The sequence below is a fragment of the Kutzneria viridogrisea DSM 43870 genome, from assembly GCF_000525635.1.
GTDB lineage: Bacteria > Actinomycetota > Actinomycetes > Mycobacteriales > Pseudonocardiaceae > Kutzneria > Kutzneria viridogrisea.
Window position 1 is genome coordinate 3,798,367 of sequence record NZ_CP007155.1, and the last position, 26,156, is coordinate 3,824,522.

Consider the following 26,156-nt stretch of genomic DNA (forward strand, 5'->3'; position numbering starts at 1 on the left):
GTCGGGTACACCGAATTCGAGGAGTGGAATCCCGTGCTGAACAGAACTGCCCCGTTGGTCGCCGCTGCCGTGCTCGCCGCGCTGTCGCTGGGCGCCTGCTCCCCGGCCGAGCAGCTCCCCGACTCGACACCCGGTGTGGTGCAACCCCTGTCGCTGACCGTCGACTCCTCGCTCGCCCAGGACAAGGCCCGTGCCGCCGTCCGTGCTGCCCAGTACTTCGACACCTTCTGGAGCACCGGCCGCCGCGAATGGCTCGACCGCTCCCTGGCCGCCGACTTCACCGACCTGACCCTGCCGCCTGGTCGCCCGCAGGGAATTCCCGGCCCGCTCGCCGCCTCCGAGGGTTTTCACACCGCGATTCCCGACCTGTCCGCGGAACTGACCCAGGTTCTCGTCGCCGGCGATTCCGTCACTGCGCGGCTCCGATTCCGTGGCCATTTCACCGGCACGTTCGGCGGCAGGACCGGCACCGGGCAGGCCGTCGACTTCATCGCCACCGATGTGTACGGCATTCGCGACGGGCGGATCGCCACCAATGCGCACATTGAGGACAACCTCACCTTCATGAAGCAGATCGGTGCCGTGAGCTGAGGCCTGGTGCCCCGCCTCTCGCCCTCCCTGTCAGGGCGGGTCGGGTTCCGCGATGGGCTTGGGCCGGGTGGTGTAGACGAACCCCAGCGGGGTGGTCCAGTGCCGGGTCCCATCCAACTCTCGGGTGAACCGGTACAACCCAATCGTCTTCACATAATGGTGCACCTCGCAAAACGGCCCAAGATTGCGCGCCTCCGTCACCCCACCCGAGGCGAATCCCCGCGCGTGGTCGATCTCGCACCGCGCCGCAGGCCGCATACACCCCGGCGCCTGACACACCCGATCCCGCACCCGCACGAATTCCTTCAACGCCTCAGGTGGTCGATACCGTTTCCGCCCCACCCCCACCGGCATCCCGACCTCATCCACGAGAACTTTCCGCCAGTCCCCCTGCGCGGCGATCTCCCGCGCGGTAGCCGCCTCCACCGGCCCCACCCCGGAAATGTACCCCGGCTCCTCAGTTAGTCCAATGAGCGTCTTCGCGGAAATCGTGAGATCGGTGTGCACAGTCACCGGTCGGCCGCTGCCCAGCATCCGGTCGATGAACACATCGGCCTGCTTCTCACCCCAGGACCGGTCATCATCAAGGCTCTCCGCATCGGCGGTGATCTGATCGAAGATCACCCGCGCGGGCACCGCATCCAGGTACGCGGTCAGCAACGCCATCCCATCCGGCATCGACCGATAGCCCACCTGCGAAGACTTCCGCACCGCCCGCACGTGCCGCCGCTGCGCACCCTCCGGATCCACCAGGCAGACCAGCCGATCGGTCTCGGCCTTGAGTTCCTGGGTGGTCCACTCGGCGGCCCCGGTCAGCCCGGCATCCACCGCCCGAGCCTGCTCCGCATCCAGGTTCTCGGTCCGCTTGCGCACCACCTCGAACCGGTCCAGATCCACCAACCCATCCCGCAGCAACCCCGCCACAACGGGAAGCCGATCCAGCGCGGCGGCCTGGTCCAGTTTCCGCCGCGCGGCGCCCAACGGAATGCGCAGCAGCAATGCCAACTCGTGGGGATCATCCAACTCCGCGATCAGGCGAAGCTGCGCGTGATCGAGCGTCCGCTTGGCGACCTCAGCCGCCAAGACTGCCCGCGCGATCTCCACCTTCCCCATGCCACCGATTCTACTCCGAATAGCCGACACGAAAGGGTGAAATGGTGACCGATTGCCGTCCGTGAAGAGTGACGATGGACGCGCGCGCCTCGCGGCGCCGAATAGTCGACGCGGAAGAGTGAAAGTGGGGCGATTGCCGGACATGAAGAGAGGCGATGGGCGCACAGACCTCGTGGGGCCGAATGCCGGACATGAACGGGCGAAAAAGGGCAGCCAATTGCCGCGCGCAAAGAGTGACGATGAACGCGCGCCTCGCGGCACCGAATCCCGGACACAGAAGAGTGGAAAAAGGGGCGGCGGCCAACAATCACCAAACCCCAGGGGTGGTTTTTTCTGGGGGAGGCGATGGGCTACGCTGCCCGGCGAAATCGGGGCGGCATTCCACGCCCCGACTCCCCGATTACCGCCCATCGCCAGGGGCCCCAGACAAAACCACCCCGACACCCCGCACCCCCGGCACGCCCCCACCCCCTAGCCACCCACCTACCCGCTCCCGTATAGTCGGTGCCGACTAGTTGGGAGCGACTGTGAAGCGCAAGATCAGCAACCCGCTGGCACTGGCCGTGCTCGGCCTGCTGCTGGAGCGGCCCATGCACCCGTACGAGATCGGGGTGACGCTCAAGGATCGCTACAAGGGAGGCAGCTTCAAGATCACCAACGGCTCGCTGTACGACGTGGTCCAGGCGCTGGAGCGCGAGGGCTGGATCGGCGAGCGCGAGGTGGTCAAGGACGGCAAGCGGCCCGAGCGCACGATCTACCAGCAGACCGATCTCGGCCGGGCGGAGTTCGTCCGGTGGGTTGACGAACTCCTGCGGGTGCCGATCAACGAGTACCCGAAGTTCGTGGCGGCGGTGACCTACCTCGGAGCGCTGCCCAAGCCGCAGGCGATCGACGCGCTGAGCGAGCGCGCGGGCCACGTGCGCGAGCACATCGCGAAGAGCGAGGAGGTGCTGCGTGCGGTGCTGGAGGACCGCGGCACGCCGCGACTGTTCATGATCGAGGTCGAGTACGCGCTGAGCATGGCGCGGGCCGAGTTGGACTGGATCGGCGCAACGATCGAGGAGATCGCCGACGGCACGCTGCTGTGGCCGACGGACGAGGCGTGGACCTGGACACCGGAGGGGGAGCAGTGAGGGATGTGGTGGTCGTCGGGGCCGGACCTGCCGGGCTGATGCTGGCCTGCGAGCTGGCAGTGGCTGGTGCCGACGTGGTGGTGCTGGAGCGTGCGGAGCAGCGGTCCCCGTTCTGCCGGGGGTTCAACCTCAACGCGCGCAGCCTGGACCTGCTGGACCGGCGCGGACTTGCCGAGCGGTTCCTGGCCGAGGGGCCGAAGGTTCCGGTGACGAGCTTCGGGGGTTTGGCCACCCCGATCGACCTCACGCAGTTGGGCTGGGACCACCCGTACACGCTCGGCATCGCGCAGACCCGCGTCGAGGAGCTGCTCGAGCAGCGTGCCATCGAGCTGGGGGTGACTGTCCTGCGCGGACACGAGCTGCGCGCCTTCCAGCAGGACGGCGAGAGCGTGACGATCAACGACGGAGAGCTGACCGCGCGCTGGCTCGTCGGCTGCGACGGCTCGCGCAGTGCGGTGCGCAAGCTGGCGCGGATCCCGTTCCCCGGTACGGATGCGGCCAACCACTGGCTGCTCGGTGACGTCGTGCCCACCGACTTCGGCGCGATGTCCTTCGGTGTGAACAACGGTCCGAACGGGACGGTCGTGGTGATCCCACGGCCCGGCTACGTGCGCGTGCTGGTGGACGACCCGGTGACCGACCGCACGGAGGAGCCGACCCTCGCCGAGTTGCAGTCCATTGTGGACCACAACCTGGGCAGGCACGTGGAGCTGACCGACCCGATCTGGATCGGACGCTTCAGTGACGCCGCACGGCAGGCCGACGCGTACCGCAGCGGTCGTGTGCTGCTCGCGGGCGACGCCGCGCACATCCACCCGCCCGCAGGCGCCCAGGGTGTGAACCTGGCGCTGGCCGACGCCACGAACCTCGGCTGGAAGCTCGCCGCGGTGCTGCGCGGTGAGGTCTCACCTGACCTGCTGGACACCTACCACAGCGAGCGGCACGCCGCCGGTGCCCGCGTCCTGCTGCACACCCAGGCGCAGGCCGTGCTTGGCGCTACGGACAGCCGGTTCGCCCCGGTCCGGGAACTGTTCGCCGAGCTGGGGGAGCTGGGCCAGGTGCGGAGATACCTGGCGGAGCTGGCCACCGGCGTGGAGACCCGGTACGACATGGGCGCCCCGGTCGAGGACGCACACCCGTGGTTGGGCAGGCTCGCGCCGAACCTGGACCTGCTCGTCGACGGACGACCGACCACCCTGTCCCGCCTGCTGCACGGCGGACGCGGCGTGCTGCTCGACTTCGCGGGTACGCAGCAGGTCACGCCCTGGCTGGACCGGATCGACCTGGTTCATGCGTCCACTGTGGACGACACGGGACTGTCGGCGCTGTTGATCCGGCCGGACGGCTACACGGCTTGGCTCGCCACCGGGAACACGCACCAGCCCGGACCGCTGACCGACTCGCTCGCCCGCTGGTTCGGTGCCCCGGCGGTGTGTGCGGCATGAGCTCGGTGGTGGTCGTGGGAGGCGGCCCCGTCGGGCTGATGCTGGCCTGCGAGCTCGCGCTCAACCACGTGCGACCGATCGTGCTGGAACGGCTGACCGAGATCGACCGCAGGCCCAAGGCGGGTGCCGTCACGGGACGCGGTGCGGAGCTGCTGGACCGGCGCGGGCTCACCCCGCCCGACGCCGGGGCGTGGCCGTTCACGCCGCGACCAGTGCACCCGGACAGCTTGCTGGCCAAGGGAAAACCGGGCGCGGGCCACTTCGCGGGCATGTTCGTGCTCACCGGCGGCCCTGGCACGGTGATGATTCCGCAGCAGCAGCTGGAGGCCGACCTCGCCGCCTGTGCTGTCGAACTCGGTGTGGACCTCAGGCGCGGTCACACCCTGGTCGACCTTGACACCGTGCAGGGACCCGACGGCCGGTACGAGCTGGACGCGGACTGGATCGTCGGCTGCGACGGGGGTCGCAGTTCGGTGCGCAAGCTCGCCGGGTTCGGCTTCCCCGGCACGGACGGGATCAGCACCGGCTACCAGGCGGTGGTAGAACTGGACGACCCGGAGTTCCACCCGCACGGCTGGTTCCGCAAGGAGCACGGGCTGCTCGTGCACGGCCCGATGCCGGGACGCGTCATGACCCTGGAGTTCGACGGGCCGCCGCTCCACCGTGACAGCGAGATCACCAGGGAGGAGCTGCAACGCAGCCTGCGCAGGCTCAGCGGCACGCAGGTGCAGGTCACCGAGGTGCGGGCCGTCACCCGGTTCACCGACAACGCCCGCCAGGCCGACTCGTACCGGAGGGGTCGGGTGCTGCTCGCCGGGGACGCGGCACACGTGCACTCGCCGTGGGGTGGGCCGGGGCTGCGACTCGGCCTGTGCGACGCGGTGAACCTGGGCTGGAAGCTCGCCGCGGTCGCGCGCGGGCTCGCCGGTGCGGACCTGCTCGACACCTACACCGTCGAGCGGCACCCGGTGGCCGCCCGCGCACTGGAACTGCAACGCGCCTCGGTGGCCCTGCTCAGCCCCGGCCCGCACGTGAGCGCGTTGCGGGACGTGGTCAGCGGCCTGCTCGACCACGAGGACGCCAACCGGTGGCTGACCGCCGCGATGGGCGATCTCGACCTCGGACCGTTCTGTCCGGATCTCTCCCTGGACGGGGGACCTCGGGTCGGCGAGTTGCAACGCACCGGACGCGGCCTGCTGCTCGACCTGGCCGACGACCCGGGGCTGCGGGCCGTCGCCGAGGGCTGGTCGGATCGGGTGGAGGTGGTCACCGGCCGGTGCGAGCAGGTCTCGGACCGCGCGCTGCTGGTCCGCCCGGACGGTCAGATCGCCTGGCGCAGCGGGGATGCCGAGCCGCTGCGCGAACAGCTCACCCGCTGGTTCGGTATATCGCACTCGTGACGACCGTCATTGATGCGTGATACCGTCGGAGCATGAGCGGGTTCCGAGGTTCCGTGCCGTTCACCGAGGACTGGCGGCACTTCCAGGTCGAGCGCGCGGACGGGGTCGCCACGGTGACCCTGGACCGGCCCGACAAGCTCAACGCGCTGACCTTCCAGTCCTATGCCGACCTGCGCGACCTGCTGACCGAGCTGCCGCACCGGGGCGACACCCGCGTGCTGGTGCTGCGCGGCCAGGGCCGCTCGTTCTGCTCGGGCGGGGACGTCAACGAGATCATCGGCGAGACCCTGGACATGGCCCCGGACCAGTTGCTGGCCTTTACTCGGATGACCGGCGAGGTCATCCGCGGGCTGCGCGAGTGCCCGATCCCGGTGATCGCCTCGATCCAGGGCACGGCGGCCGGTGCGGGCTCCGTGCTCGCGCTGGCCGCCGACTTCCGGGTGGTGGCCAGGACCGCCAAGTTCGCGTTCCTGTTCACCAAGGTCGGGCTCAGCGGGGCCGACATGGGCGCGGCCTACCTGTTGCCCCGCCTGGTCGGGCTCGGGCGGGCCACCAAGCTGCTCATGCTGGGCGACTCGCTGCCCGCCGAGGAAGCCGACCGGTACGGCCTGGTCAGTGAGTTGGTCGAGCCGGAGGACCTGGACGCCGCCACCGACAAGCTGGCCAGGCGCCTGGCCGAGGGCCCGTTCCAGGCCTACGCGCAGACCAAGGCGTTGCTCACCAAGGAACTGGACATGAGCCTGTCCGGTGCCCTGGAGTTGGAGGCGATGACCCAGGCCCTGCTGATGAACACCGAGGATTACCGGGAGTTCCACGCGGCCTTCAACGCCAAGCGTCCGCCGAAGTGGCAGGGCCGCTGACATGTTCGCCCTCACCGCCGAGCAGCGGACCCTCACCGGGCGGGTCCGCGAACTGGCCCGCACCGAACTGCGCCCGCTCGCCGAGCAGGGCGCCGAGGGCGCGGTCAACCGCCCGCTGGTCAAGGCCCTGGGCGAGCACGGGCTGCTCGCGCGGCTGTTCCCCGGCGAGCGGCAGGTGGCCGCGCTCGACCTGTGCCTGCTGCGCGAAGCGCTGGCCCAGGAGTGCACCGAGGCCGAAACCGCGTTGGCGTTGCAGGGACTGGGCACCTACCCGGTCGTGCAATCCGGGCAGGATGAGCAGATCAGCCGCTGGGTGCCCGCCGTCGCCGCGGGTGAGGCGGTCGCCGCCTTCGCGCTGACCGAACCCGCCGCGGGCTCCGACGCGGCGGCACTGGAACTGGCCGCCGAGCCCGATGGCGCGGGCTGGCGGCTGACCGGCGAGAAGGTGTGGATCTCCAACGCGCCGGAGGCCGACTTCTACACCGTCTTCGCCCGCACCACCCCGGAGGCGGGCGCCCGCGGTGTCAGCGCCTTCCTGGTACCGGCGGACCGGCCCGGGCTCACCGGCGAGCACCTCGACCTGCTGGCGCCACACCCGATCGGACGCCTGCGCTTCGACGGCGTTCCGGTCGGCCCCGGGGACCTGCTCGGTGAGCTGGACCGCGGCTTCCGCGTGGCCATGGGCACGTTGAACCTGTTCCGGCCCAGCGTCGGCGCGTTCGCCGTCGGCATGGCACAGGCCGCGCTGGACCTCGCGGTGGCGCACACCGCCGAGCGCAACGCCTTCGGCGCCCCGTTGAAGGACCTGCAAGCCGTGTCCCACCCGCTGGCCGAGGTCGCGACCCGGCTGGAGGCGTCCCGGTTGCTGGTCTACGCCGCCGCGAGCGCCTACGACCGGGGCGAGGAGCAGGTCGCCGCGAAGTCGGCCATGGCCAAGCTGATGGCCACCGAGACCGCGCAACTGGCCGTGGACACGGCGATCCAGGTGCACGGGGCCCGTGCCCTGCAACGCGGTCACCGGCTGGAACACCTGTACCGCGAGGTGCGTGCACCACGCATCTACGAGGGCGCGTCCGAGGTGCAACGCACGATCATCGCCAGGGCGCTGTACGGCTGAGGAGGCGGGCATGCGCATCGCTTGTGTCGGCGGCGGTCCGGGAGCGCTGTACTTCGCGGCGCTGATAAAACAGCTCGATCCCACGCACGAGATCACCGTGTGGGAGCGCAACGCGGCCGACGACACCTTCGGCTTCGGCGTGGTGCTCTCCGACGAGACCCTGGGCGGCATCGAGCACGGCGATCCCGTGGTCTACAAGCGGATCTCCGCCGAGTTCGCCCGCTGGGACGACATCGACGTGCACTTCCGCGGCGAGGTGATCACCTGTGGCGGCAACGGGTTCGCCGCGATCAGCCGCAAGCGCCTGTTGCAGGTGCTCCAGGAACGGTGTGCGGACCTCGGCGTGCTGCTGCACTTCAACTCCGTGGCCCCCGACCTGGACCTGTTGCGCGCCAACCATGATCTCGTGCTCGCCGCCGACGGGGTGAACAGCGGCACCAGGTCCGCGCTCGCCGACCGGTTCCAGCCCACTGTGGACACAAGGCACTGCAAGTTCATGTGGCTGGGCACCGACCTGGTCTTCGACTCGTTCAAGTTCCACGTTCTGCGGACGCCTTTTGGTGTCATGCAGATCCATGGCTACCCGTTCGACGCGAAGATGAGCACGTTCATCGTGGAGATGCACGACCGGGTGTGGCGCCGCGCCGGGTTCCACGCGCCCGACCTGCCGCCCGGTCGCAGCGACCTGGTCAGCGTGCGGGCGTGCCAGGAGCTGTTCGCCGAGGTCCTGGACGGCCACGAGCTGGTGCCGAACAACTCCAAGTGGATCAACTTCAGCACCGTGCGCACGCGGACCTGGCACACCGGCAACGTGGTGCTGCTCGGCGATGCCGCGCACACGGCGCACTTCTCGATCGGTTCGGGCACGAAGCTGGCCATGGAGGACGCGCTGGCGCTGGCCGCCTGCCTGCACGAGCAGCCCGACCTGCCGACCGCGCTGGCCGCCTACGAACAGGAACGGCAACCGGTCGTGCTCAGCACACAGCGCGCCGCGCAGGCGAGCCTGGAGTGGTTCGAGGACCTCGGCCGGTACACCCAGCAGGAGCCGAAGCGGTTCGCCTTCAACCTGCTCACGCGGAGTCGGCGCGTCACCTACGAGAACCTGCGCCTGCGCGACCCGGAGTTCGTGGCCTCGGTGTCCGATCCGGACACCCCGCCGATGTTCACCCCGTTCCACCTGCGGGAGCTGGAACTGCGCAACAGGGTTGTGGTGTCCGCAATGGACATGTACTCCGCCGTGGACGGCGCGCCCGGCGACTTCCACCTGGTGCACCTCGGGAGCAAGGCGCTGGGCGGTGCCGGGTTGGTGATGACCGAGATGGTGTGCGTCAGCGACACCGGACGGATCACCCCTGGCTGCGCGGGCCTGTACCGGCCCGAACACGTGCGGGCCTGGCGCCGGATCACCGATTTCGTGCACTCGGGCAGCGACGCGGCCATCGGTGTCCAATTGGGACACTCCGGCCGCAAGGGTTCGACCAGGCTCATGTGGGAGGGCATCGACCAGCCGCTGCCGGAGGGCAACTGGGAACTGGTCGCCCCCTCCGCGCTGGCCTACCGGCCCGGGGTCAACCAGGTGCCGCGCGAGCTGACCGCCAACGACCTGGTGGAGATCCGCGCGCAGTTCGTGGACGCCGCGATCAAGGCCGAGCAGGCCGGTTTCGACCTGCTCGAACTGCACTGCGCACACGGCTACCTGCTGTCCAGCTTCCTGTCCCCGGTGACCAACCAGCGCACCGACCGGTACGGGGGCAGCCTGGAGGCGCGCCTGCGGTTCCCGGTCGAGGTGTTCGCCGCGGTCCGCCAGGTGTGGCCCGCGCACAAGCCGATGACCGTGCGCATCTCGGCCACCGACTGGGTGGACGGCGGCACCACCGCGGCGGACTCCGTGCGCATCGCCGAGGCCTTCGCGCTGGCCGGTGCCGACGCCATCGACGTGTCCACCGGCCAGGTCACCCCGCAGGAGCGGCCCGCATTCGGCCGCAGCTACCAGACCCCGTTCGCCGACCGGATCCGCAACGAGGTGGACATCGCCACCATCGCGGTCGGCGCCATCTCCTCGCACGACGACGTCAACTCGATCATCCTCGCCGGGCGGGCCGACCTGTGCGCGCTGGGCAGGCCGCACCTGTACGACCCGCACTGGACCCTGCACGCCGCCGCCGAACAGGGCTATTCGGGGCCCGCCGTGCGCTGGCCGCCGCAGTTCGCCGCGGGCAGCCGCAAGCCGCAGACCGGTCGCACCGACGGACCGCGCCCCCGACTGGAACTGATCCGCCAGGGCCAACCCGGCACCCGCCACGACCGCTGGCGCCCCCACTAACCCCGCGAGTCCCGCTCTCCGGCTGGCGAGTCCCGCTCTCCGCGGTGCCGTGAAGGTGGCTTTCGCAGCGCCCAACGCAGTGAAAGCCACCTTCACGGCACACTCCGCTGAGCCGCCGACATGACATGAAGGTGCCCTTCACGACGTTCACCGTCGTGAAGGGCACCTTCATGTCACCACTGGAGCGAGTCCTCAGCGGGACTCGGCGCGGGGTGCGAACTACCTCAGCGCCAGCTGGATCCCGCCGCGGGCGATGTTGATCCCCTTGAACGCGTCGTTCACCGGGCTGAAGCCCTTGCTGGTGTTGGAGAGCAGGACGTTGCTGACCACGGTGCGGCCGCGGTTGTCCCGGACCAGGTAGTTCAGCGTGAGCACACCGGGCTCGGAACCGCCCTTGAACCAGACGGTCGGGTACTGGGCGTGGTCCAGGCTCAGGCCCGCGTCGTTGATCGACAGGGCGTGGTCGATCTGCGGCTGGTTCATCCCGAGCAGGCCCGCGTAGGCACGGCACAGGTCGTTGGGCGAGGCGAACCACTCGACCTGGTCGATCTTCTTGGGCTTGGTCCACATGGTGAACAGGCTCAGCGGAACCTGTTCGGTGGCCCTGAGCGCGGCGGCCTTGGCCGGGCGGGACAGGGCCAGGTACTGGTCCAGTTCGGCGTCGGTCTTGATCCCCTTGAGCACGAACAGGTTCCGCGTGGTCATGAACGGGATGGTCGCGCTGGGCCGGGAGTTGCCGAACCGGAACAGCTGCCGCTCCACAGCTGCCGTGCCCAGCCGGTGGATGAGGTGGTCGGTGGCGGTGTTGTCACTGAGCGAGATCATGTAGTCGGCGTACTGCGCGAGGGTGTACTCGGTGCCCGCGGGCGAGTTCTGGAGCACGCCGGAGGGCAGGCTCTTCCAGTCCTCGCGGATGGCGAGCTTCTCGTCCCAGGACGCCTTGTGCTCGGTGACGGCCTGCCCCAGCGCGCCCAGCACGTACAGCTTGAACGCCGAGCCGAGCGGGCGCTGGGTGTTGGCGTTGACCCCGTGCACCTCGTGGCAGCGGCCGTCGGAGTCGATCACCGAGGAGGTGTACGACACCCGCGAGTCGAACGCGCGTAGCTGGGAATCCAGTTGCGACCACGAGGTCGGTGTCGGGCCGACCGGGGTCGGGCGCAACCCGTCGAGCAGGCCGTTGGTGTCGGTGTGCACCGTGACCAGGATTTCGCCCGCCCCGCCGGTGGCCGTCGCGGCGGCCGAGTTCGGCTGGTCCTGCTTGACCTGACCGAACTCCAGCGGGCCCAGCTGCGTGAACGTGGCGTTGATGCCCGCGGTTCCGCCGGCGGCGTTGAGCAGGGCCGGTGAAAAGTGGTGCTGTAGCTCGGAATCGGAAATCGGAGCCCGGTTGGTGGCGTCGACGAACCAGCGCAGTTGGTCCACCGCCGTGGTCGGTGTGGCGGCGAGGGCGCCTGGTGTGGTGCCGAGTAGTGCGGTCAGCGCGAGCGCGCAGATCAGGGCTAACTTCCTCACGAATTTCCCCCTTCGATCAGATGCGGTCCAGCGGCAGGACGTGCAGACCGGCGACCTGGCCGTTCGCGCGGAAGGTGACGTGAGCCACCCGCTCACCGGCCTCGAACTGCATTGGCACGTAGACGTTCGTGTACTCGCCGTACTGGCGCACGTAGGGCGTGCCCATCTGTTCGTACATGCCCACGGTGCCGGCGATCTGCGCCCTGGCACCCTCCAGGAGCGCGACGTCGACTGCCTCGTTCATGCGGTCGTCGAAGTCGCGGCTCACGGCCTCCCAGCGCGACTCGATCAGGTCCACCACCAACTGCACGGCGCGTTCCTGCGCGTCGGGCAGCGCGGGCTTGTCCATGGGCTGCCCCGTCTTGGGGTCCACCGGCCTGCCGAACCGCTGGAACGCGGCCTGCCTGCTGGTGCCCAGGAGTTCGCCGATCTCCTGCCAGGTGTGGCCCGCCTCCCGTGCCCGGTCGACCGCCTCCCGCACCGCCTCTTCGGCGACACGGGCCCGCTGCTGCGCCTCGGCGATCGCGGACAGGAGGTTGCTTGCCACGATGTCAACACTGGCTTGACGCGGCGGAGCTGTCAAGCCTGTATTGACGCCGGACCGCTCGCGGGCACGTCGTGCCGCGCTGCGGCAGGTGGCGTCGCAGAAGCGTCGCTTGCGTCCGGAACCAGTGTGCTCGGGGAGTGGTCGGCCACAGGCTTCGCAGGTCATGCCCTCAGCCTACAGCACGAAACATCAAAACGTGCCGTGGCTTGCGGCACGGAATGGGCGGCTACCATGGGTGCATGATCGACGTGGTGGTCGTCGGCGCCGGGCCGAACGGGCTAGCGGCCGCGGTGGTGCTCGCGGCGGCCGGGCTCCAGGTGGAGGTCCACGAGGCGGAGCCGACACCGGGTGGGGGAGCGCGCACCGCGGAGCTGACCCTGCCGGGCTTCCGCCACGACGTGTGTTCCGCGGTGCACCCGCTCGGGCTCGCCTCCCCGTTCTTCCGCGCGTTCGACCTGGCGGCACACGGGGTCGAGCTGCTGCGGCCCGACTTGTCCTTCGCGCACCCGCTGGACGGGGGACGAGCCGGGCTGGCGTGGCAGGACCTGGACCGCACCGCGGCGGGCCTTGGCCGCGACGGGCCCGCGTGGCGCTCGCTGTTCGGGCCGCTGGTGGACCGCTGGCGATCCGTTGTGGCCACAGCGATGTCGGACCTGCGCACGCCGCCCGCCGACCCGATCACCGCGCTGCGACTGGGGATTCGCGCGCTCGAACAGGGCAGTCCACTGTGGAACGCCAGGTTCCGCGAGGACCTGGCGCCCGCCCTGCTCACCGGGGCGGCGGCACACGTGATCTCCCCGCCGAGGGGGCCGCTGCCCGCAGCCGCGGGCCTGCTGCTGACGACCCTGGCGCACGCCGTGGGCTGGCCGCTGCCCAGGGGCGGCACCCAGGCCATCACCGACGCCATGGTGCGGGCGATCCAAGCGCGGGGCGGCCGGGTGGTCACCGGCCACCGGGTCGACTCGCTCGCGGAACTGCCCAGGGCCCGTGCCGTGCTGCTGGACCTGACGCCAGCGGGCTTGCTGCGCATCGCCGACCTGCCCGCGAACTACGCCCGCTGGCTGCGCGCCTACCGGTACGGCGGGGCCGCGTGCAAGGTCGACTTCGCGCTGTCCGGGCCGGTGCCGTGGCAAGCGGCGGGCTGCGATCGCGCGCCGACCCTGCACCTGGTGGGCGCCCGCGCGGAGGCCGTGGCCGCGGAACGGGCAGTGGCCGCTGGGCGGCACGCGGAGCGGCCCTACGTGCTGGTCGCCCAGCCCGGAGTGCTGGACCCGAGCCGTGCGCCGCGGGGACGGCACACGCTGTGGACCTACGCGCACGTCCCGAACGGGTCCACTGTGGACGTCACGGCGGCGATCACCGCGCAGCTGGAGCGGTTCGCGCCCGGGTTCCGGGACCTGGTCCTGGCCAGCAACGTGATCACCGCCGCCGGACAGGAACGGCACAACGCCAACTACGTGGGCGGGGACATCGGGGCCGGCGCGCTCAGCCCGTGGCAGACCGTCATGCGGCCGGTGCCGCGCTGGGACCCGTACCGGACCCCGATCCCAGGTGTCTACCTGTGCTCGGCGGCCACCCCGCCAGGGGCCGGGGTGCACGGCATGGCCGGGGTGCACGCGGCGCGGCGCGCGCTGCGGCAGCGGTTCGGCATCACCACGGACCCGTTGCGCCTGGTCCGGGGCAGCTGAACGGGTCGCCGGGGGTGGGCTCCCCGTCCGGGTCGAAGAACCGGTGCAGGTCGGCCGCCAGGGTGCTGGTCTGCGCCCCGGCCTCCAGCGAGGTCCGCACCTCGGCGGCCCAGTGGCCGGTGTCGGAGTGCCGCCACGGCCTGGCCTGCCAGGTCAGCGTGACGTGCCCGCCCGAGCCGTACTCGGCCCGCACGGCCAGGTCGCGGTCGGGGCTCTGCCAGGACCGCTCGCCCGTCCAGCCGGTGAACTCGGCCGCGAGCTGCTCGAAGAACAGCGCCGGGTGGTCGTTCGGGAACACCGTCAGGTCGTGCAACTCCGCGCGCATGCCGACGCCACCCAGTTGCACACAGCAGCGGATCACGTAGTGATCTGATCTGCGGCGGTTGCTCAGACGTAGGTATTCACAGGAGTCCCCGGTCAGCACGAGCTGGGACTGCTGGTCGGCAAAACAAGTCACGATCGATAACCTAGGCCAAGTTGAGACCGGCGTCTCACTCGGTCGCGTGATTCGAGCGTGGTTCGCGTTCCGTCGAGGCGGTTGGGCCGTCTTACCGCTACAGGCGCGAGCGGAAGGAGAGGCCGTCATGAGTGAGCAGCCCGGCACCGTCGAGGTCAGTGTCACGGTGGGCCTGCGGGGCCCGCTCAGCGGTCCGGTGCCCGTGCGGACCGACCTGCGCTACGACCCCAGCGATCCGTACGCGGTGACCGCCACGTTCCACCACGGCCGCGGCGAGGTCAGCTGGATCTTCGCCAGGGACCTGCTCGCCGACGGCCTGCTCGCCGCGACCGGGGACGGGGACCTGCACATCAGCCCGATGGTCGAGTCCGACGTGGTGCTGCTCGTGCTGACCACCCCGGAGGGCGCCGCCGTCATGGAGGCCTCCGCCGAGGAACTGGCCGAGTTCCTGGACCTCAGCTACGAGCAGGTGCCGCCCGGTGACGAATGGGCCCAGGTCGACTTCGAGGACGAACTGGCCAAGCTGGTCCTGGGCAGCTGACCCCCACCCCGGCGAGTCCCGCTCTCCTGCACGCGAGTCCCGCTCAGCCGAAGGCCGCTGAGCGGGACTCGCGCTTCCCAAGGCGGGACTCGCGCCCGGCTCAGCGGGACTCGCGCTCCCCAGGGCGGGACTCGCCGTCGGGTGGGGTCAGCCGAACCACAGGACGGAGTCGACACGGGTGGGGTCGGCGGCCCTGAGCAGTGCGAAGGCCAGTCCGGCGGTCCCCGCGAACAGCGAAGCGGTCAGCGTCGAGTAGTGGCTCTGCGGGGCCTTCGTGGCGACGAGCCGGACCGCGTCACCGACCCGCGCCGAGAGCTCGCTGGACACGACCTCCTGCTCGACGCGGAGCAAGGCGTCGACGGCACCGGGAGTGCCGCAGCACAGGCCCGGCGCGACCTCGGCCAGGACGTCGGCGGCCGGTGCCCGCAGCGCCTCGGGCACGCGGTCGGCCAGGAAGGGCAGCCCCAGCGCGTCGGCCACCGCGAGCCTGGCGAGCAGCGCCCCGGACCTGCCGTTGCACCAGGCCCAGCTCGTGCGGCGATCCGGTTCGACCTCCACCAGGCGGGCATCGCGCCACCCCTGGTTCTCGGCGAGCCAGAAGGTGTTGTCGAAGCGCAGCGCGCCCTGTACGGCGGTGACGGCCTGCTCGTCACCGCGAAGCGCCGCCCACCGCGCGAGTGCCATGGCGATGCCGACCGCCCCGTGGCTGGCGTTGGGCATCGGATGTCCCCCGGCCACGGGCCAGTGCGTGCCGTGCTCGTCGTGCACGGCGCGGGCAAGCAGTTCCTGAGCGAGCAGGTTCAGCACGGCGCCCAAGCGGGTGCTCGGTTGGCGGTCGTGCAGTGCCAGCAGCGCCAGCAGCATTCCCGCCCGCCCATGCAGCACCTCGTCGAGTTCGTCCTGCCGCGCCAGTACGGGACCGTGCTCGACCGCGAGCCGCCCCGCCGCGTCGAGCAGCGCCTGGTCCCCGCTGGCATCGGCCACCCGGACCATCGCGTAGAGCAGGCCGCCGAGCCCGCGGCCGAGCCCGCCGCTTCGCCGCAGGCTGGCCGGTGTCTGCCCGCGCACGATCGGGCCGAAGACGCCGGTGGCCAGCCGCACCCAGTCCGGTTCCCCCGCGTGGCGCCCGGCTTCCGCGAGCAGCAGGGCCGTTCCCGCCGCTCCCTCGTAGAGCGACTCCCGATCGGCGTGCACCATCGTCGCCCCGAATCCGGCGGCGTAGCCCACGTGCACCCAGTGCGGGTCGGCCTCGGGGGAACGAATCGCCTCGGCGAGCAGCGCGGCGACCGCGTAGGCGTGCTCGCGCAGCGCGGCTGTGCCGGTCGAGCGGGGTACCGAGTCGGCGACGTCCCGCTCCCGGCGCAGCAGGCGTTCCCGGATCGAGGCCACCTGCAACCGCTGGTCGAACGCGTCCAGTGCCGCCCACCGCGCGCGGGCGCCCTCCTCCGCCGTGGTCAGGAGCGGAACCTGGCCCAGGTGCGCGGTACCGGCTCCGACCTCGAACCTCGGGATGTCCCCGGCGAGCAGGCTCGCGGTCTCGTGGTCGGCAAGCGCGAGCACGCGGTCGAACCGCTGGGCGGCCAGGTGCCGCAGGTCCCTGCTGATCAACTGGGACCTGGCCTCGAAGGACCGCAGCGGTTCCGGGTTGAGTGAGCGGGACAGCACGGTGGCGTAGTCCATCGTCGGGCGGGCGAGTAGCCGCAGCCTGCTCGAGGCGAGCCCGGCGAGCAGCCCGCCCGCGCCGAGGTGCCGCGCGCGGTGGCCGCGGAGGTACCGGTGGGTCGACTCGAAGCCGGCCACGATCGACTCGACGAAGTCGTGGGGCAACGCGGGTTCACCGTTGAGGGTGGGCAGGTTCGGGAACCGCTCCGCCGCCAGGCGCACGAAGCGCACCTGGAGGTCGTCCGAGCCCCTGGCGCAGGGCACGAGGTCGCGGATCGGGCTCATCGCGTAGGCGCACAGCGCGCCGATCTCGTACTCCTCGGCGACCTCCGCACCGCTGGCGGGGATCGGTGAGCGCATGGTCAGCGGCAGCATTCCCAGTTCCAGCACCGACTCGCGGGCCTGGAGTCCCTCCAGGGAGAGGTTCTGCTCGAAGGCCAGCCGTGACTGGCCCTGGCTCGACACCGCCAGTCGTGCACGCAGCAGGGGCTCGGCGTCGATGACCACCGGGTGCTCCCCGGACACGATGACGTTCTCGTGGTGCAGGTCGCAGCTGCCCAGTGCGTGGGCGAGGGCCAGTAGGGCGCCGTAGCGCAGGTAGCAGCGGTGCACCGCCTCAGCGGTGGCGCACGGTGCCGGTGCGAGGTACTCCATGAACCCGTAGCCGGTGAACCCGGCGGTCCGCAGCTGCCGGACCGGCAGGCCCAGGCTCGCTCCCACGATATCGGTCACGGCCGCGGTCCAGCCGATCTCGCCGTCGATGGAACGCGGCTTGTAGACGACCTTCCGGTCACTGAAGGAGAGGATGGCGGCGGTTCGTCCCCCGTCGTGGGGATCGGAGATGCCGAACTGGGCGCCGGTCAGCGGTCCCAGCGCCACGGCCCGGCAACCGGCCAGCTCGGCCACGGCGGCACGGTGCTCGTGCACCCGCTCGACGAGTTCGACGACAGCGGCCAGCCAGTTCTGCCTGGCGACCTGGACCAGGCGTGCCATCTCGGGGTAGGGCCCCTGCTCCGAGAGCAGCTGCTCGGACCGTTCCCAGGCGATGTAGCTGTCCAGGACCCGTCGGCTCGCCCCGCGCCCGGCGTCGCCCGGGGGTGCCTGCGGCGGTCGCCACAACGGCTCGACGATCAGGTGGAAGCTGGAGAAGCGCTGGATGACGACCAGGTTGGTCAGGCGGGCGAGTATCTGGCGGAACCAGTCGAGGGAGTCGGCGACGACCCCGGTGACGACCTGCCTGCCGCGCAGCGTGAGAATATCGATGACATCCCTGCGCGCGGCTTCGAGAACGGGGGCGAGCACTTCTGGGATGACCGGTTCCTGCGCGATGCGAACGGCTTTTTCCAAGGAGTAGACCTCCTCGTGACCTGCCGGCGCGGACTGTACGTCGACCAGCGATTCCACGGTGCCTTCCTCCTCCTCGTGGACGGCGCTGGGGCGGCGCAGCCCGAAGAACGGTGCGGCGCCGTGCGGGAGCGGAAGAATCCTCCCGCACGGCGCCTCGTACTACTTGTGAGTGATGCAGGTGAGGGAGGCCAGCGACCCCGCGCAGATCGGTGTGGTCGGCGTACAGGTGGTGCACTCCCAGGTCGAGGCCGCGGCGTTCTGCGTCAGCGTCCGCAGCGAGATGTCGCCGCCCAGGTGGGGGAGCAGGACGATCGTGTGGATCTTCGGGGTGTCCTCGATGATCCTGAGCTCGACGCCGTCGGGGACGTGGATGCCGTGTTGGGCGAGCACGGACTTGGGCGTCTCCAGCAGTCGCTTTCGCAGCGACTCGTCAATGGCGCTCTCGATCCGCAACTTGTCGAGCTGGGAGATGGGTAGAGTACCTGGCCAGTCCATTTCTTACTCCTTGCGCTCGCGTGAAATTGAGCATGGAGCATCCGGTCGCATGCGAACGACTGTCTCGCCCCGAAATGCCACGGCCGAAATGACGGCTTGGCAACCATTTTGATCGACTTCGACAGGTGTGGCTTCCTAAGAATAGGTGAGGAAATTGGGCTGCGAAGGTGTCCTCGTGCTTGGCTCCGGTGCGCTGGTTCCGCCCAGTTGGTTGGATCTTCCAACTCGGTCATCCGCGTGCTAAGTTGGAAAACAAGACTTACCGATTCGGTGGCGGCCATGCCGGACGCGGTGATCGTCGACGCGGTGCGGACCCCGGTGGGCCGGGGCAAGCCGGGCGGGGCACTGTCCGGTCCGCACCCGGTGGACCTGTACGCGCACGCGTTCCGCTCGCTGGCGGAGCGGACCGGCGTGGACCCGGCGACCGAGAGGGTGCTGCGCAGGGCGGGGCTGTCGCTGGCCGACATCGACGTGTTCGAGGTCAACGAGGCGTTCGCCAGCGTGGTGCTGGCCTGGCAGGCGGAGACCGGGCCGACCTGGCCAAGGTCAACGTGCACGGCGGGGCCACCGCGATCGGCCACCCGTTGGGCGCCAGCGGCGGGCGGCTGATGACCACCCTGCTGTCGGTGCTGGAGCAGACCGGCGGCCGGTACGGCCTGCAGACGATGTGCGAGGCGGGCGGACTGGCCAACGCCACGATCGTGGAGCGGCTCAGCTGACCCGCTCGCGCAGCGCGAAGCGCTGGAGCTTGCCGGTGGCCGTCCTGGGTAGTTCGGCCACGAACTCCATCGTGCGCGGGTACTTGTACGGGGCGATGCGCTGCTTGACGAACTCCTGCAGCGCAACGACTTCCGGGCTGCTGCCCGGGACGGGGACCACGAAGGCGTGCACGCGCATGCCCCGCTGCTCGTCGGGTGCGCCGACCACCGCGCACTCGGCGACGCAGGGGTGGGCCAGCAGCGCGTCCTCCACCTCGGCCGGGGCGATGTTGTACCCGGCGGAGATGATCATGTCGTCGCTGCGGGCCTGGTACCAGTAGTAGCCCTCCGCGTCGCGCAGGTAGGTGTCCCCGGTGATGTTCCAGCCGTCCTGCACGTACTCCAGCTGGCGCTCGTCGGCCAGGTAGCGGCAGCCGGTCGGCCCGCGCACCGCGAGCCTGCCCGGCACCCCGTCGGGCAGCGGCCTGCCCTCGGCGTCCAGCACGGCCGCCTCGAAGCCCGGTACCGGGCGCCCCGTCGCGCCGGGCCGGATGTCCCCGTCGGCCGCGGAGATGAAGATGTGCAACAACTCCGTGGCGCCGATGCCCTCGATGATGCGTACCCCGGTGGCCTCCAGGAAGTCCTGCCACACCGTCGCGGGCAGCGCCTCGCCCGCCGACACGCAGCGCCGCACCCCGGACAGCTTGTCGGCGACCCCGGCCGCCAGCACCGCGCGGTACGCCGTGGGCGCGGTGAACACCACGGACACCCCGTGTGCCGCGATGATCTCCGCCAGCTCGGTGGGACTCGCCCGCTCCACCAACAGGCTCGCCGCGCCCACGCGCAGCGGGAAGATCACCAGCCCACCCAGCCCGAAGGTGAACGCCAGCGGGGGAGTGCCGGTGAACAGGTCCTCGGCCTCGGCCCGCAACACGTGTCGTCCGAAGGTGTCGGCGATCGCCAGCAGATCCCGGTGGAAGTGCATCGTCGCCTTTGGACTGCCCGTGGTGCCGGAGGTGAACGCCAGTAGCACCACGTCGTCCGCGGCCGTGTCCACCGCGGTGAACTCGCCTGTTTTGCCGTCACAGCGCCGGATCAGTTCGCTGAACTCCAGCACGGCCGTCCCGGTGGCGGTCAGTTCGTCCAGCAGTCGGTCCTCGCACAGCGCCAGCGAGGGCGTGCTCAGCGCGCAGACCTTCGCCAGTTCGGCGGCGCGCAGCAGCGGCATGGTGCTCACCACGACCCCGCCCGCCTTGACCACCCCGAACCAGCACGCCACCAGCCACGGGGTGTTCGGCGCCCGCAGCAGCACGCGGTTGCCCGGCACCAGGCCGAAGTCCTCCACCAGTACCTGCGCGACCTGGTCCGCGCGCCGCCGCAGGTCCCCGTAGCTCCAGGACTGCGTGGTGGTCAGCAGGCAGCGCCGCGCCGGGTCCACCGGGTCCAGCAGGGCGCTGGCGCAGTTGAGCCGGTCCGGGTAGGTCAGCTCGGGCAGGGTGAACAGCAGTTGGGGCCACCGGTCCTGGTCGGGCAGGTTGTCCCGGCAGAAGGTGTCTACGTGCGCGGACCGGATGAGCTGCACGGCGGCCTCCCTGCGGTTGCTGCCGTACCAGTATGGCGCTGTCGTGACGGTAGTCAATGAGGCGACAGATCGAGCCGGGGCGCTATCGTGATCGGGTGAGTGGCGTGGTGGAGGTCAGCGAGCTGACCGCGGTACCGGGTGTGCAGCCCAGACAGCTGATCGTCACCGTGTACGGCCTGTACGCCAGGCAGTCCGGCGGCTGGCTCTCGGTGGCGGCCCTGGTGCGGCTGCTCGGCGTGCTCGGCGTGGACGAACCCGCCGTGCGCTCCTCGATCTCCCGGCTCAAGCGGCGCGGGATCCTGCTCGCGCAGCGCCAGGACGGGGCCGCCGGCTACGCGCTGTCCGAGCAGGCCACGGAGATCCTGCTGGAGGGCGACGAGCGGATCTTCGGGCGGCACCGCGCGGAACTGTCCGACGGCTGGCTGCTCGCGGTGTTCTCGGTGCCGGAGTCCGAGCGGCAGAAGCGGCACGTGCTGCGCTCGCGGCTGGCCGCGCTGGGCCTGGGCACCACCTCGCCGGGTGTGTGGATCGCACCGGCGCACCTGGCTGAGCAGGTGCGGCACGAGGTGGCGCGGCTGGAGCTGGACGGCTACGTGGACCTGTTCCGCGCCGACCACCTGGCCTTCGGGGAGCTGGCCGAGAAGGTGTCGGACTGGTGGGACCTGGCCGCGTTGCAGGAGTCCTACCGGGAGTTCCTCGCCGCGCGCGGCCCGGTGCTGGCGCGCTGGCGCAGGCGGCGCACGACGCCGGGGGAGGAGGCGTTCGCGGACTACGTGCTCGCGCTCACCGACTGGCGACGGCTGCCCTACCTGGACCCGGGCCTGCCCGCGGAGCTGCTGCCCGCGGGCTGGCTGGGTGCCGAGGCCGCCGAGGTCTTCTTCGCCCTGCGCGAGCGACTGGCCTCGGCGGCCCAGGACTACGTCGGCCAGCTCAGGCTGGCCGCAGGGTGAGGGGGCCCCTGCGGCCCACCTACGACTGAGCTACGGGCATTGCTTCCAGGAGAAGTGGTAAGTCGTGTGAATGCTTCCATCCGTGGAATCCATCGACATGAAACTCGTGTTGGAGCCACTCGACGAACCGGCACTCACCCGTAGTTCGGTGTTGACGTTGAGGAGCCGGTCCTCGCCGCAGGGCGCGAAGACCAACGAGCTCGAGTCAGCCCGGTCAGTTGCCTGCCAGTCGTCCTGGAATGGGCCGTTGAACGGGTGGCTCGACCGGGCGGTGGCGGACATTCCCTGGAAATAGTAGTTCGCCCGCTCCAGGCCGGTGGCCCCGCTTGCCAGGCTGGCGAACCCGCGGTAGTCGGCCTGGTTGATCGCGTAGGTGAAGCCCTGCGGGTAGTGGATGCGCAGCGCGAGCTGGCAGTTCTTGCGGTAGTCGGTCGGCCCGGCGTCCGGGCCGACCTTGGCCAGGTAGTCGCTGTAGGTCACCGTGAAGGCGGTGTTGTCCGAGGCGACGGCCACCGCCGCCGTACCCGCGGGACAACCGGAACCGTTCACCGTGACCACATCCACGGTGATTTTGTCCGGTGGCGGTGTTGGTGCCTGCGGAATCGCCGGTGAGAGGAGCAGGGATAAGGCCATGCCGGTGGCCGCAATCGTATTGAGCATGGGGTTCCTTCCCAATACTTCACGATATGAGCGCATGCGTGGCTCACCGTAGCGTAAAGCTTACAATTGGGAACCCACCGAACGTAGCAACGTAACGGGATTGCATTAACAGGATGCGGTGTGATCGGGTCTGCGATGGGATGAGGGGATGAATTGCCCATCGGTTGGCGCGAGGGAAATGCTAGCACGAAAACGACGGAGCCTCGTGTTCCGTTCAGGGCAGCACGGCGTATCCCTGGACCTCCACCAGCGCCTCGGCGTCCCACAGCCGGGACACCCCGATCCCGGCCATCGCCGGGTACTGCCCGCCCACCAGACGGCGCCACACGGCCCCGATCTCGTGTGCGTGGGCCCGGTAGTCGTCCATGTCCACGATGTAGACCGTCAGTGCGCACAGGTGTTCCGGCTGCCCGCCCGCGGCCCGCAGCGCGGTCAGCAGGTTGCCCAGCGCGCGCTCGAACTGTGTCACGACGGAGCCCTCGACGATCCTGCCCTCGCTGTCCATTGGGGTCTGCCCGGCGAGGAACACCACCCGCGAACCGTTGGCCACCACCGCGTGCGAGAAACCCGAGGGCCGGGCCAGTTCCGGTGGGTTGATCCGCGTCTGGCTCATGACTGCACCCCTCCGCCGTCGATGTTCAGCGCCTGCCCGGTGATCGCCGGATTGTCCACAAAGGACAGTACCGCGACCGCCACCTCGTCCGGGTCGATCAGCCTGCCCAGCGGCTGCTTGTCCGCCAACGTCTTGCGGACCGAATCCGGATCCCGGCCGGTGTGCGCACAGATCGTGGCGATGGTGGCCTCGGTCATCGGCGTGTCCACGTAGCCGGGGCACACGGCGTTGACCGTGACCCCCTTGCGCACCACCTCGCTGGCCGCGGCGCGCACCAGTCCCAGCACGCCGTGCTTGCTGGCGGTGTACGCGGCGATGTAGGGCTCGCCCACCCGTGCGGCGGTGGAGGCCACCACCACGACCCGGCCCCAGCCGTTCGCGGTCATCGCGGGCAGAGTCCTGCGCAGGCAACGGAAAGGTGCCGTCAGGTTGAGGTCGAGCATGCGCTGCCAGTCCTCGTCGCCGGTGCGCGCCAGCGGGGCGGAGCTGCCCGCCCCGGCGTTGGCCACCAACACCTCGACCGGGCCCCAGTGTTGCTCGATCCGATCCACGACGCGGTCCACCGAGCCTGGCTCGGTGATGTCGGCGGGCACCACCAGCGCCGCACCGGGCAGCTCGGCGGCCACCGCGTTCAGGGCCCGCTCGTCGCGGGCGGTCAGCGCGACCCGGTGGCCCGCGCCGGACAGGCGCAGCGCCACCGCCCGCCCGATTCCCCGACCGGCCCCGGTGACCAGGCACGTCCTCGACTGCACCCGGCCAGCCTGTCACGCTTCTGTGACGGCCGTCAACAAAGCAGCATGCGGGGTGACCGCGGACCAAGCGGTCACCCCGCATCGGACGGCGGTGTCGGCTACTGCGCACGACTGGGGAGTAGAGGTGCGCCGCCGTGAGCCACCGCCGGGCGTACCGGGTGGGCAGGGACCGACCCGGTACTCATCGCCGCACCTCGCTGGCGCTCGGCGCAGCGCTTCGCGCGGGCACAGCGTTGGATGGGGCGCTCGCGAGCTCGCGCCCAGGACTCGTGGTGGGCGCGGGCCGCCGCCTGGCCGCGGCGGACCCGCGCCCGGTCATGGCACGGCGGTCGGATCCGCTGGGATCAGCGGGCCGCCCTGCCGGTGCGCCGACTCCGCGCCACGACCACACCGGCCGCGGCGGCCACGACCACCGCCGCGCCCGGCACGGCCAGCCAGTCCACGCCCGTAGCGGCGGGCGAGCTGGTGGCCTGGCTGGAGCTCGGGCTGTAGCCGCCGAGCAGCTTGTTGGCCTGGTAGGCCGATCCGGCGAGCTTGTCCCCGTACTTGTCGTGCACCTGCTTCTGGTACGCCGCCAGGCTCACGCCCTGGCCGACCGAGGTGCGGGCCACCTCGTTGAGCGGCAGCACCCGGCCCTCGTGCACCTTGTACCAGGCGTTGATCTGCGGCTCGGTGAACACCGTGTCCGCACCGGCCCGCGCCGGGTAGGTGATCTCCTCGGTCCCGGTGGTCACGTTCATCGCCGACCAGGTCTGGCCCTCCCGGACCATCCACACCGAGGCGTCCTGCCCCGTCGCCGACTTCGCGTGCACCGCCACGTACCCGAACTTCGCCACCTCAGCGGACTTGCCCGCCACGAAGTCCGGGCTCAGCGTGTACACCGCCAACGGCTCACCGACCACCTGCGGCGCCTTCGCCTGCGCCGCGGCACTTTCCGCCTGCGCGCTGAGCGCGGAAACCTTGCCCGCACTGTGCTGGTCCACGTTCACGAAGAACCGCGCCACGAAGTCGTGCGCCTGCGAAGCGGCCTGCTGGGCCGCCGAGAGATCCGCCTGGCTGAGCCCGCTCGGCGCGGCCTGCGCCCCGGTTGCGCCCAGCAGCAGGGCGAATCCGACCACCGCGGAACACCCGAGCACCTGTGTCGTCTTCTTCATCGCGCTCATCCCATCCCGTACAGCGCCTGGCCCCACTGGAACTGGCCGTTGCGCACGTAGGAGTTGTAGGCCATCTGGCTGTAGCGGGGGCTGGAGGGCCACGGGTCCCCGTAGAAGATCGAGGACGTGCTCGAGTCGTAGCCGTAGATCACCTGCGCGTGCCCGCCACCGGCCGTCCAGTAGATCCCGGTCTCGATCGGCTTGCCCGCGTTGATCTGCGACTGCACCGTGGAGAAGCTGAGCGGGTTGCTCACCTGACCCGGGTTCATGCCAAGGCCCTGGTAGGCGCGCTGCACCCACTCCAGCTGACCGGCCTGGTTGGGGCACTGGCTGCCCTGCGGGTAGCCGCGGGCCAGGTCGCAGAAGCCGTTCTGGCTGATGCCCTGGTCCTTGCCGAGGAACTTGGCGATGGTCAGGCCGCTGCCGACCCAGCACCACTGGTTCTGCTGCTGGACCTGCTGGGAGATGTTCAGCTTCTTGCTGGCGGCCGGTGCCGCTGCCGGGTCAGCGGGTGCGGCCGCGGCGGGCACACCGAGCAGCCCGACGCCGAGCAGACCGGCGGCGAGCACCGCCGCTCTGCGCACCCGCTGCGAGGCGGAACGCTGTGAAGTCGAACGCTGGGACGCGGAACGCTGGGACGCAGAACGGCGCGCGCCGGCAGGGGGCGCACTCGTGCTGTGCATGGGTGCTCCTTCCGACCCGGCTTACAGGGGAGCCGGGTGCAGGGTGGATGAAGACCCTGCGAGCATCAGCCGAACGAGCGGTGTCGTGGTAATCCCATTGCGGATAACCCGGACGTTATGGGGGGCCTGGCGGAGAGCGTTCCGGCCGGTCAGGAGACCGGGGTGCGCTGCCGCGCCACCTCCCGGCCAGCGATGGGATCCGACCGCACCACGGCCCACAGCACGTGATCGGTCCACCGGCCCCCGACGTGCAGGTAGTCGCGCATGACGCCCTCCTGCCGGAAGCCGACGCGGGCCGCCCCGGCAGCGGCCGCGGTGTTGCCCACGGCGATCGGCGCGACCACCCGTTGCAGGCCGAGCACGTCGAAGGCGTGGTGCAGGAGCATGCCCACCGCCGCGGTGGCCACCCCGGCCCCGCGGTGCGCCGCGCACAGCCACATCCCGATCTCGGCGCAGCCCTGCGCGCGGTCGACGCGGTCCAGGGTCAGCTGCCCGGCGAAGGCCCCGTCGACGGTGACCGCGAACGGCAACGCCTGACCGCGCCGGGCCGGTCGCAACGAGGACTCGCACTGCTCGCGCCACGCCCGCTCGGTGATCCGCTCGTGCCAGGGCCGGGGATCGCTCGGCCACCAGGGCCGCACCGCGTCCTGATCGGTCAGCAGTGCCTGGACCCACGCCGCGGCGTCGTCGGGGGCCACCGGGCGCAGCGCGACCTGTCGGCCGTTGTCCCGAACCGGTCCCAGCACCACCGGCCAGCCCGGGTGCTCGGGGAACAGCCTGCGGCGGACCGCACCGGCCAGCCATCGCAGTGTGCCCATTGCTCGCGTGCTCCA

Annotated in this window: 23 protein-coding genes and 1 pseudogene; 11 read left to right on the plus strand and 13 right to left on the minus strand. The window is 70.6% G+C overall.

Annotated features, from left to right (window positions below):
* The first annotated feature begins 54 nt into the window (after positions 1–54).
* Positions 55–591, plus strand: coding sequence for an ester cyclase (locus tag KALB_RS17010; protein ID WP_025356919.1), 537 nt, complete (start codon positions 55–57; stop codon positions 589–591).
* A gap of 30 nt (positions 592–621) precedes the next feature.
* Here KALB_RS17010 and KALB_RS17015 read toward each other — a convergent pair whose 3' ends face one another.
* Positions 622–1,704 (minus strand): HNH endonuclease signature motif containing protein, encoded by a 1,083-nt coding sequence (locus KALB_RS17015; protein WP_025356920.1) that lies wholly within the window; start codon positions 1,702–1,704, stop codon positions 622–624.
* A 527-nt stretch (positions 1,705–2,231) separates the two neighbouring features.
* On the opposite strand from KALB_RS17015, the gene KALB_RS17020 reads away from it, so the two are divergent.
* Genes KALB_RS17020 through KALB_RS17045 form a run of 6 tightly spaced genes read left to right on the plus strand, consistent with a single transcriptional unit; the run spans position 2,232 to position 9,982 of the window.
* Positions 2,232–2,837, plus strand: a complete 606-nt coding sequence (locus KALB_RS17020) for a PadR family transcriptional regulator (RefSeq protein WP_025356921.1) — start codon at positions 2,232–2,234, stop codon at positions 2,835–2,837.
* On the plus strand, positions 2,834–4,282 hold the full coding sequence (locus KALB_RS17025) for an FAD-dependent monooxygenase (RefSeq protein WP_035969750.1): 1,449 nt from the start codon (positions 2,834–2,836) through the stop codon (positions 4,280–4,282). Before KALB_RS17020 ends, KALB_RS17025 begins: the two co-directional genes overlap by 4 nt.
* Entirely contained in the window at positions 4,279–5,682 is a 1,404-nt protein-coding gene (locus KALB_RS17030; protein WP_025356923.1) for an FAD-dependent monooxygenase, read from the plus strand. Before KALB_RS17025 ends, KALB_RS17030 begins: the two co-directional genes overlap by 4 nt.
* A gap of 32 nt (positions 5,683–5,714) precedes the next feature.
* Positions 5,715–6,542, plus strand: a complete 828-nt coding sequence (locus KALB_RS17035) for an enoyl-CoA hydratase family protein (protein ID WP_025356924.1) — start codon at positions 5,715–5,717, stop codon at positions 6,540–6,542.
* Between the two features lies 1 nt (position 6,543).
* A complete protein-coding gene (locus tag KALB_RS17040) occupies positions 6,544–7,659 on the plus strand; it encodes an acyl-CoA dehydrogenase family protein (protein ID WP_025356925.1) in 1,116 nt (371 codons plus the stop codon).
* Positions 7,660–7,669: 10 nt separating this feature from the next.
* Entirely contained in the window at positions 7,670–9,982 is a 2,313-nt protein-coding gene (locus KALB_RS17045) for a bifunctional salicylyl-CoA 5-hydroxylase/oxidoreductase (RefSeq protein ID WP_025356926.1), read from the plus strand.
* Positions 9,983–10,201: 219 nt separating this feature from the next.
* Here the strand turns inward: KALB_RS17045 and KALB_RS17050 are convergent, their stop codons facing one another.
* Complete coding sequence (locus KALB_RS17050) at positions 10,202–11,494, minus strand: serine hydrolase (protein WP_025356927.1); 1,293 nt, start codon at positions 11,492–11,494, stop codon at positions 10,202–10,204.
* A gap of 16 nt (positions 11,495–11,510) precedes the next feature.
* Positions 11,511–12,041: a DUF3887 domain-containing protein gene (locus KALB_RS17055; protein WP_025356928.1), complete on the minus strand. Its 531-nt coding sequence runs from the start codon at positions 12,039–12,041 to the stop codon at positions 11,511–11,513.
* Between the two features lie 239 nt (positions 12,042–12,280).
* Between KALB_RS17055 and KALB_RS17060 the strand changes: the two genes are divergently transcribed.
* A complete protein-coding gene (locus KALB_RS17060) occupies positions 12,281–13,729 on the plus strand; it encodes a phytoene desaturase family protein (RefSeq protein WP_025356929.1) in 1,449 nt (482 codons plus the stop codon).
* Here the strand turns inward: KALB_RS17060 and KALB_RS17065 are convergent.
* A complete protein-coding gene (locus KALB_RS17065) occupies positions 13,692–14,186 on the minus strand; it encodes a DUF6228 family protein (RefSeq protein WP_042220453.1) in 495 nt (164 codons plus the stop codon). The genes KALB_RS17060 and KALB_RS17065 overlap by 38 nt on opposite strands.
* A gap of 127 nt (positions 14,187–14,313) precedes the next feature.
* On the opposite strand from KALB_RS17065, the gene KALB_RS17070 reads away from it, so the two are divergent.
* Positions 14,314–14,727: an SsgA family sporulation/cell division regulator gene (locus KALB_RS17070; RefSeq protein ID WP_025356931.1), complete on the plus strand. Its 414-nt coding sequence runs from the start codon at positions 14,314–14,316 to the stop codon at positions 14,725–14,727.
* 147 nt (positions 14,728–14,874) lie between these two features.
* Here the strand turns inward: KALB_RS17070 and lanM are convergent, their stop codons facing one another.
* Positions 14,875–17,793, minus strand: a complete 2,919-nt coding sequence (gene lanM / locus KALB_RS17075) for a type 2 lanthipeptide synthetase LanM (RefSeq protein WP_025356932.1) — start codon at positions 17,791–17,793, stop codon at positions 14,875–14,877.
* A 102-nt stretch (positions 17,794–17,895) separates the two neighbouring features.
* On the minus strand, positions 17,896–18,231 hold the full coding sequence (locus tag KALB_RS17080; RefSeq protein WP_025356933.1) for a hypothetical protein: 336 nt from the start codon (positions 18,229–18,231) through the stop codon (positions 17,896–17,898).
* Between the two features lie 405 nt (positions 18,232–18,636).
* On the opposite strand from KALB_RS17080, the pseudogene KALB_RS45365 reads away from it, so the two are divergent.
* Positions 18,637–18,950 (plus strand): annotated as a pseudogene (locus KALB_RS45365) (steroid 3-ketoacyl-CoA thiolase); the annotation flags it as partial.
* On the opposite strand, the gene KALB_RS17090 reads toward KALB_RS45365, so the two are convergent.
* Entirely contained in the window at positions 18,943–20,511 is a 1,569-nt protein-coding gene (locus KALB_RS17090; RefSeq protein ID WP_025356935.1) for an AMP-binding protein, read from the minus strand. The pseudogene KALB_RS45365 and the gene KALB_RS17090 sit on opposite strands and share 8 nt — an antisense overlap.
* Positions 20,512–20,615: 104 nt before the next feature.
* On the opposite strand from KALB_RS17090, the gene KALB_RS17095 reads away from it, so the two are divergent.
* Entirely contained in the window at positions 20,616–21,461 is an 846-nt protein-coding gene (locus KALB_RS17095) for a PaaX family transcriptional regulator (RefSeq protein WP_411931169.1), read from the plus strand.
* Positions 21,462–21,491: 30 nt separating this feature from the next.
* On the opposite strand, the gene KALB_RS17100 is transcribed toward KALB_RS17095, so the two are convergent.
* The 6 genes from KALB_RS17100 to KALB_RS17125 all read right to left on the minus strand — a co-directional run bounded on the left by KALB_RS17100 (position 21,492) and on the right by KALB_RS17125 (position 26,141).
* Positions 21,492–22,121 (minus strand): DUF4360 domain-containing protein, encoded by a 630-nt coding sequence (locus tag KALB_RS17100; protein ID WP_025356937.1) that lies wholly within the window; start codon positions 22,119–22,121, stop codon positions 21,492–21,494.
* 214 nt (positions 22,122–22,335) lie between these two features.
* Positions 22,336–22,734 (minus strand): RidA family protein, encoded by a 399-nt coding sequence (locus KALB_RS17105; RefSeq protein ID WP_025356938.1) that lies wholly within the window; start codon positions 22,732–22,734, stop codon positions 22,336–22,338.
* Positions 22,731–23,486: an SDR family NAD(P)-dependent oxidoreductase gene (locus KALB_RS17110; RefSeq protein ID WP_025356939.1), complete on the minus strand. Its 756-nt coding sequence runs from the start codon at positions 23,484–23,486 to the stop codon at positions 22,731–22,733. The genes KALB_RS17105 and KALB_RS17110 overlap by 4 nt, the downstream gene beginning before the upstream one ends.
* A 344-nt stretch (positions 23,487–23,830) precedes the next feature.
* Positions 23,831–24,640, minus strand: a complete 810-nt coding sequence (locus KALB_RS17115) for a hypothetical protein (protein WP_025356940.1) — start codon at positions 24,638–24,640, stop codon at positions 23,831–23,833.
* A 5-nt stretch (positions 24,641–24,645) separates the two neighbouring features.
* Positions 24,646–25,224, minus strand: coding sequence for a papain-like cysteine protease family protein (locus KALB_RS17120; protein WP_042220456.1), 579 nt, complete (start codon positions 25,222–25,224; stop codon positions 24,646–24,648).
* Positions 25,225–25,472: 248 nt separating this feature from the next.
* Complete coding sequence (locus KALB_RS17125; protein WP_025356942.1) at positions 25,473–26,141, minus strand: GNAT family N-acetyltransferase; 669 nt, start codon at positions 26,139–26,141, stop codon at positions 25,473–25,475.
* Between the last annotated feature and the right edge of the window lie 15 nt (positions 26,142–26,156).

Coding starts and splice junctions, on each gene's coding strand:
- KALB_RS17015 (WP_025356920.1), bottom strand. CDS start 1,704: ATGGGGAAGGTGGAGATCGCGCGGGCAGTCTTGGCGGCTGAGGTCGCC.
- KALB_RS17045 (WP_025356926.1), top strand. CDS start 7,670: ATGCGCATCGCTTGTGTCGGCGGCGGTCCGGGAGCGCTGTACTTCGCG.
- KALB_RS17115 (WP_025356940.1), bottom strand. CDS start 24,640: ATGAAGAAGACGACACAGGTGCTCGGGTGTTCCGCGGTGGTCGGATTC.
- KALB_RS17105 (WP_025356938.1), bottom strand. CDS start 22,734: ATGAGCCAGACGCGGATCAACCCACCGGAACTGGCCCGGCCCTCGGGT.
- KALB_RS17035 (WP_025356924.1), top strand. CDS start 5,715: ATGAGCGGGTTCCGAGGTTCCGTGCCGTTCACCGAGGACTGGCGGCAC.
- KALB_RS17100 (WP_025356937.1), bottom strand. CDS start 22,121: ATGCTCAATACGATTGCGGCCACCGGCATGGCCTTATCCCTGCTCCTC.
- KALB_RS17125 (WP_025356942.1), bottom strand. CDS start 26,141: ATGGGCACACTGCGATGGCTGGCCGGTGCGGTCCGCCGCAGGCTGTTC.
- KALB_RS17070 (WP_025356931.1), top strand. CDS start 14,314: ATGAGTGAGCAGCCCGGCACCGTCGAGGTCAGTGTCACGGTGGGCCTG.
- KALB_RS17060 (WP_025356929.1), top strand. CDS start 12,281: ATGATCGACGTGGTGGTCGTCGGCGCCGGGCCGAACGGGCTAGCGGCC.
- KALB_RS17030 (WP_025356923.1), top strand. CDS start 4,279: ATGAGCTCGGTGGTGGTCGTGGGAGGCGGCCCCGTCGGGCTGATGCTG.
- KALB_RS17080 (WP_025356933.1), bottom strand. CDS start 18,231: ATGGACTGGCCAGGTACTCTACCCATCTCCCAGCTCGACAAGTTGCGG.
- KALB_RS17040 (WP_025356925.1), top strand. CDS start 6,544: ATGTTCGCCCTCACCGCCGAGCAGCGGACCCTCACCGGGCGGGTCCGC.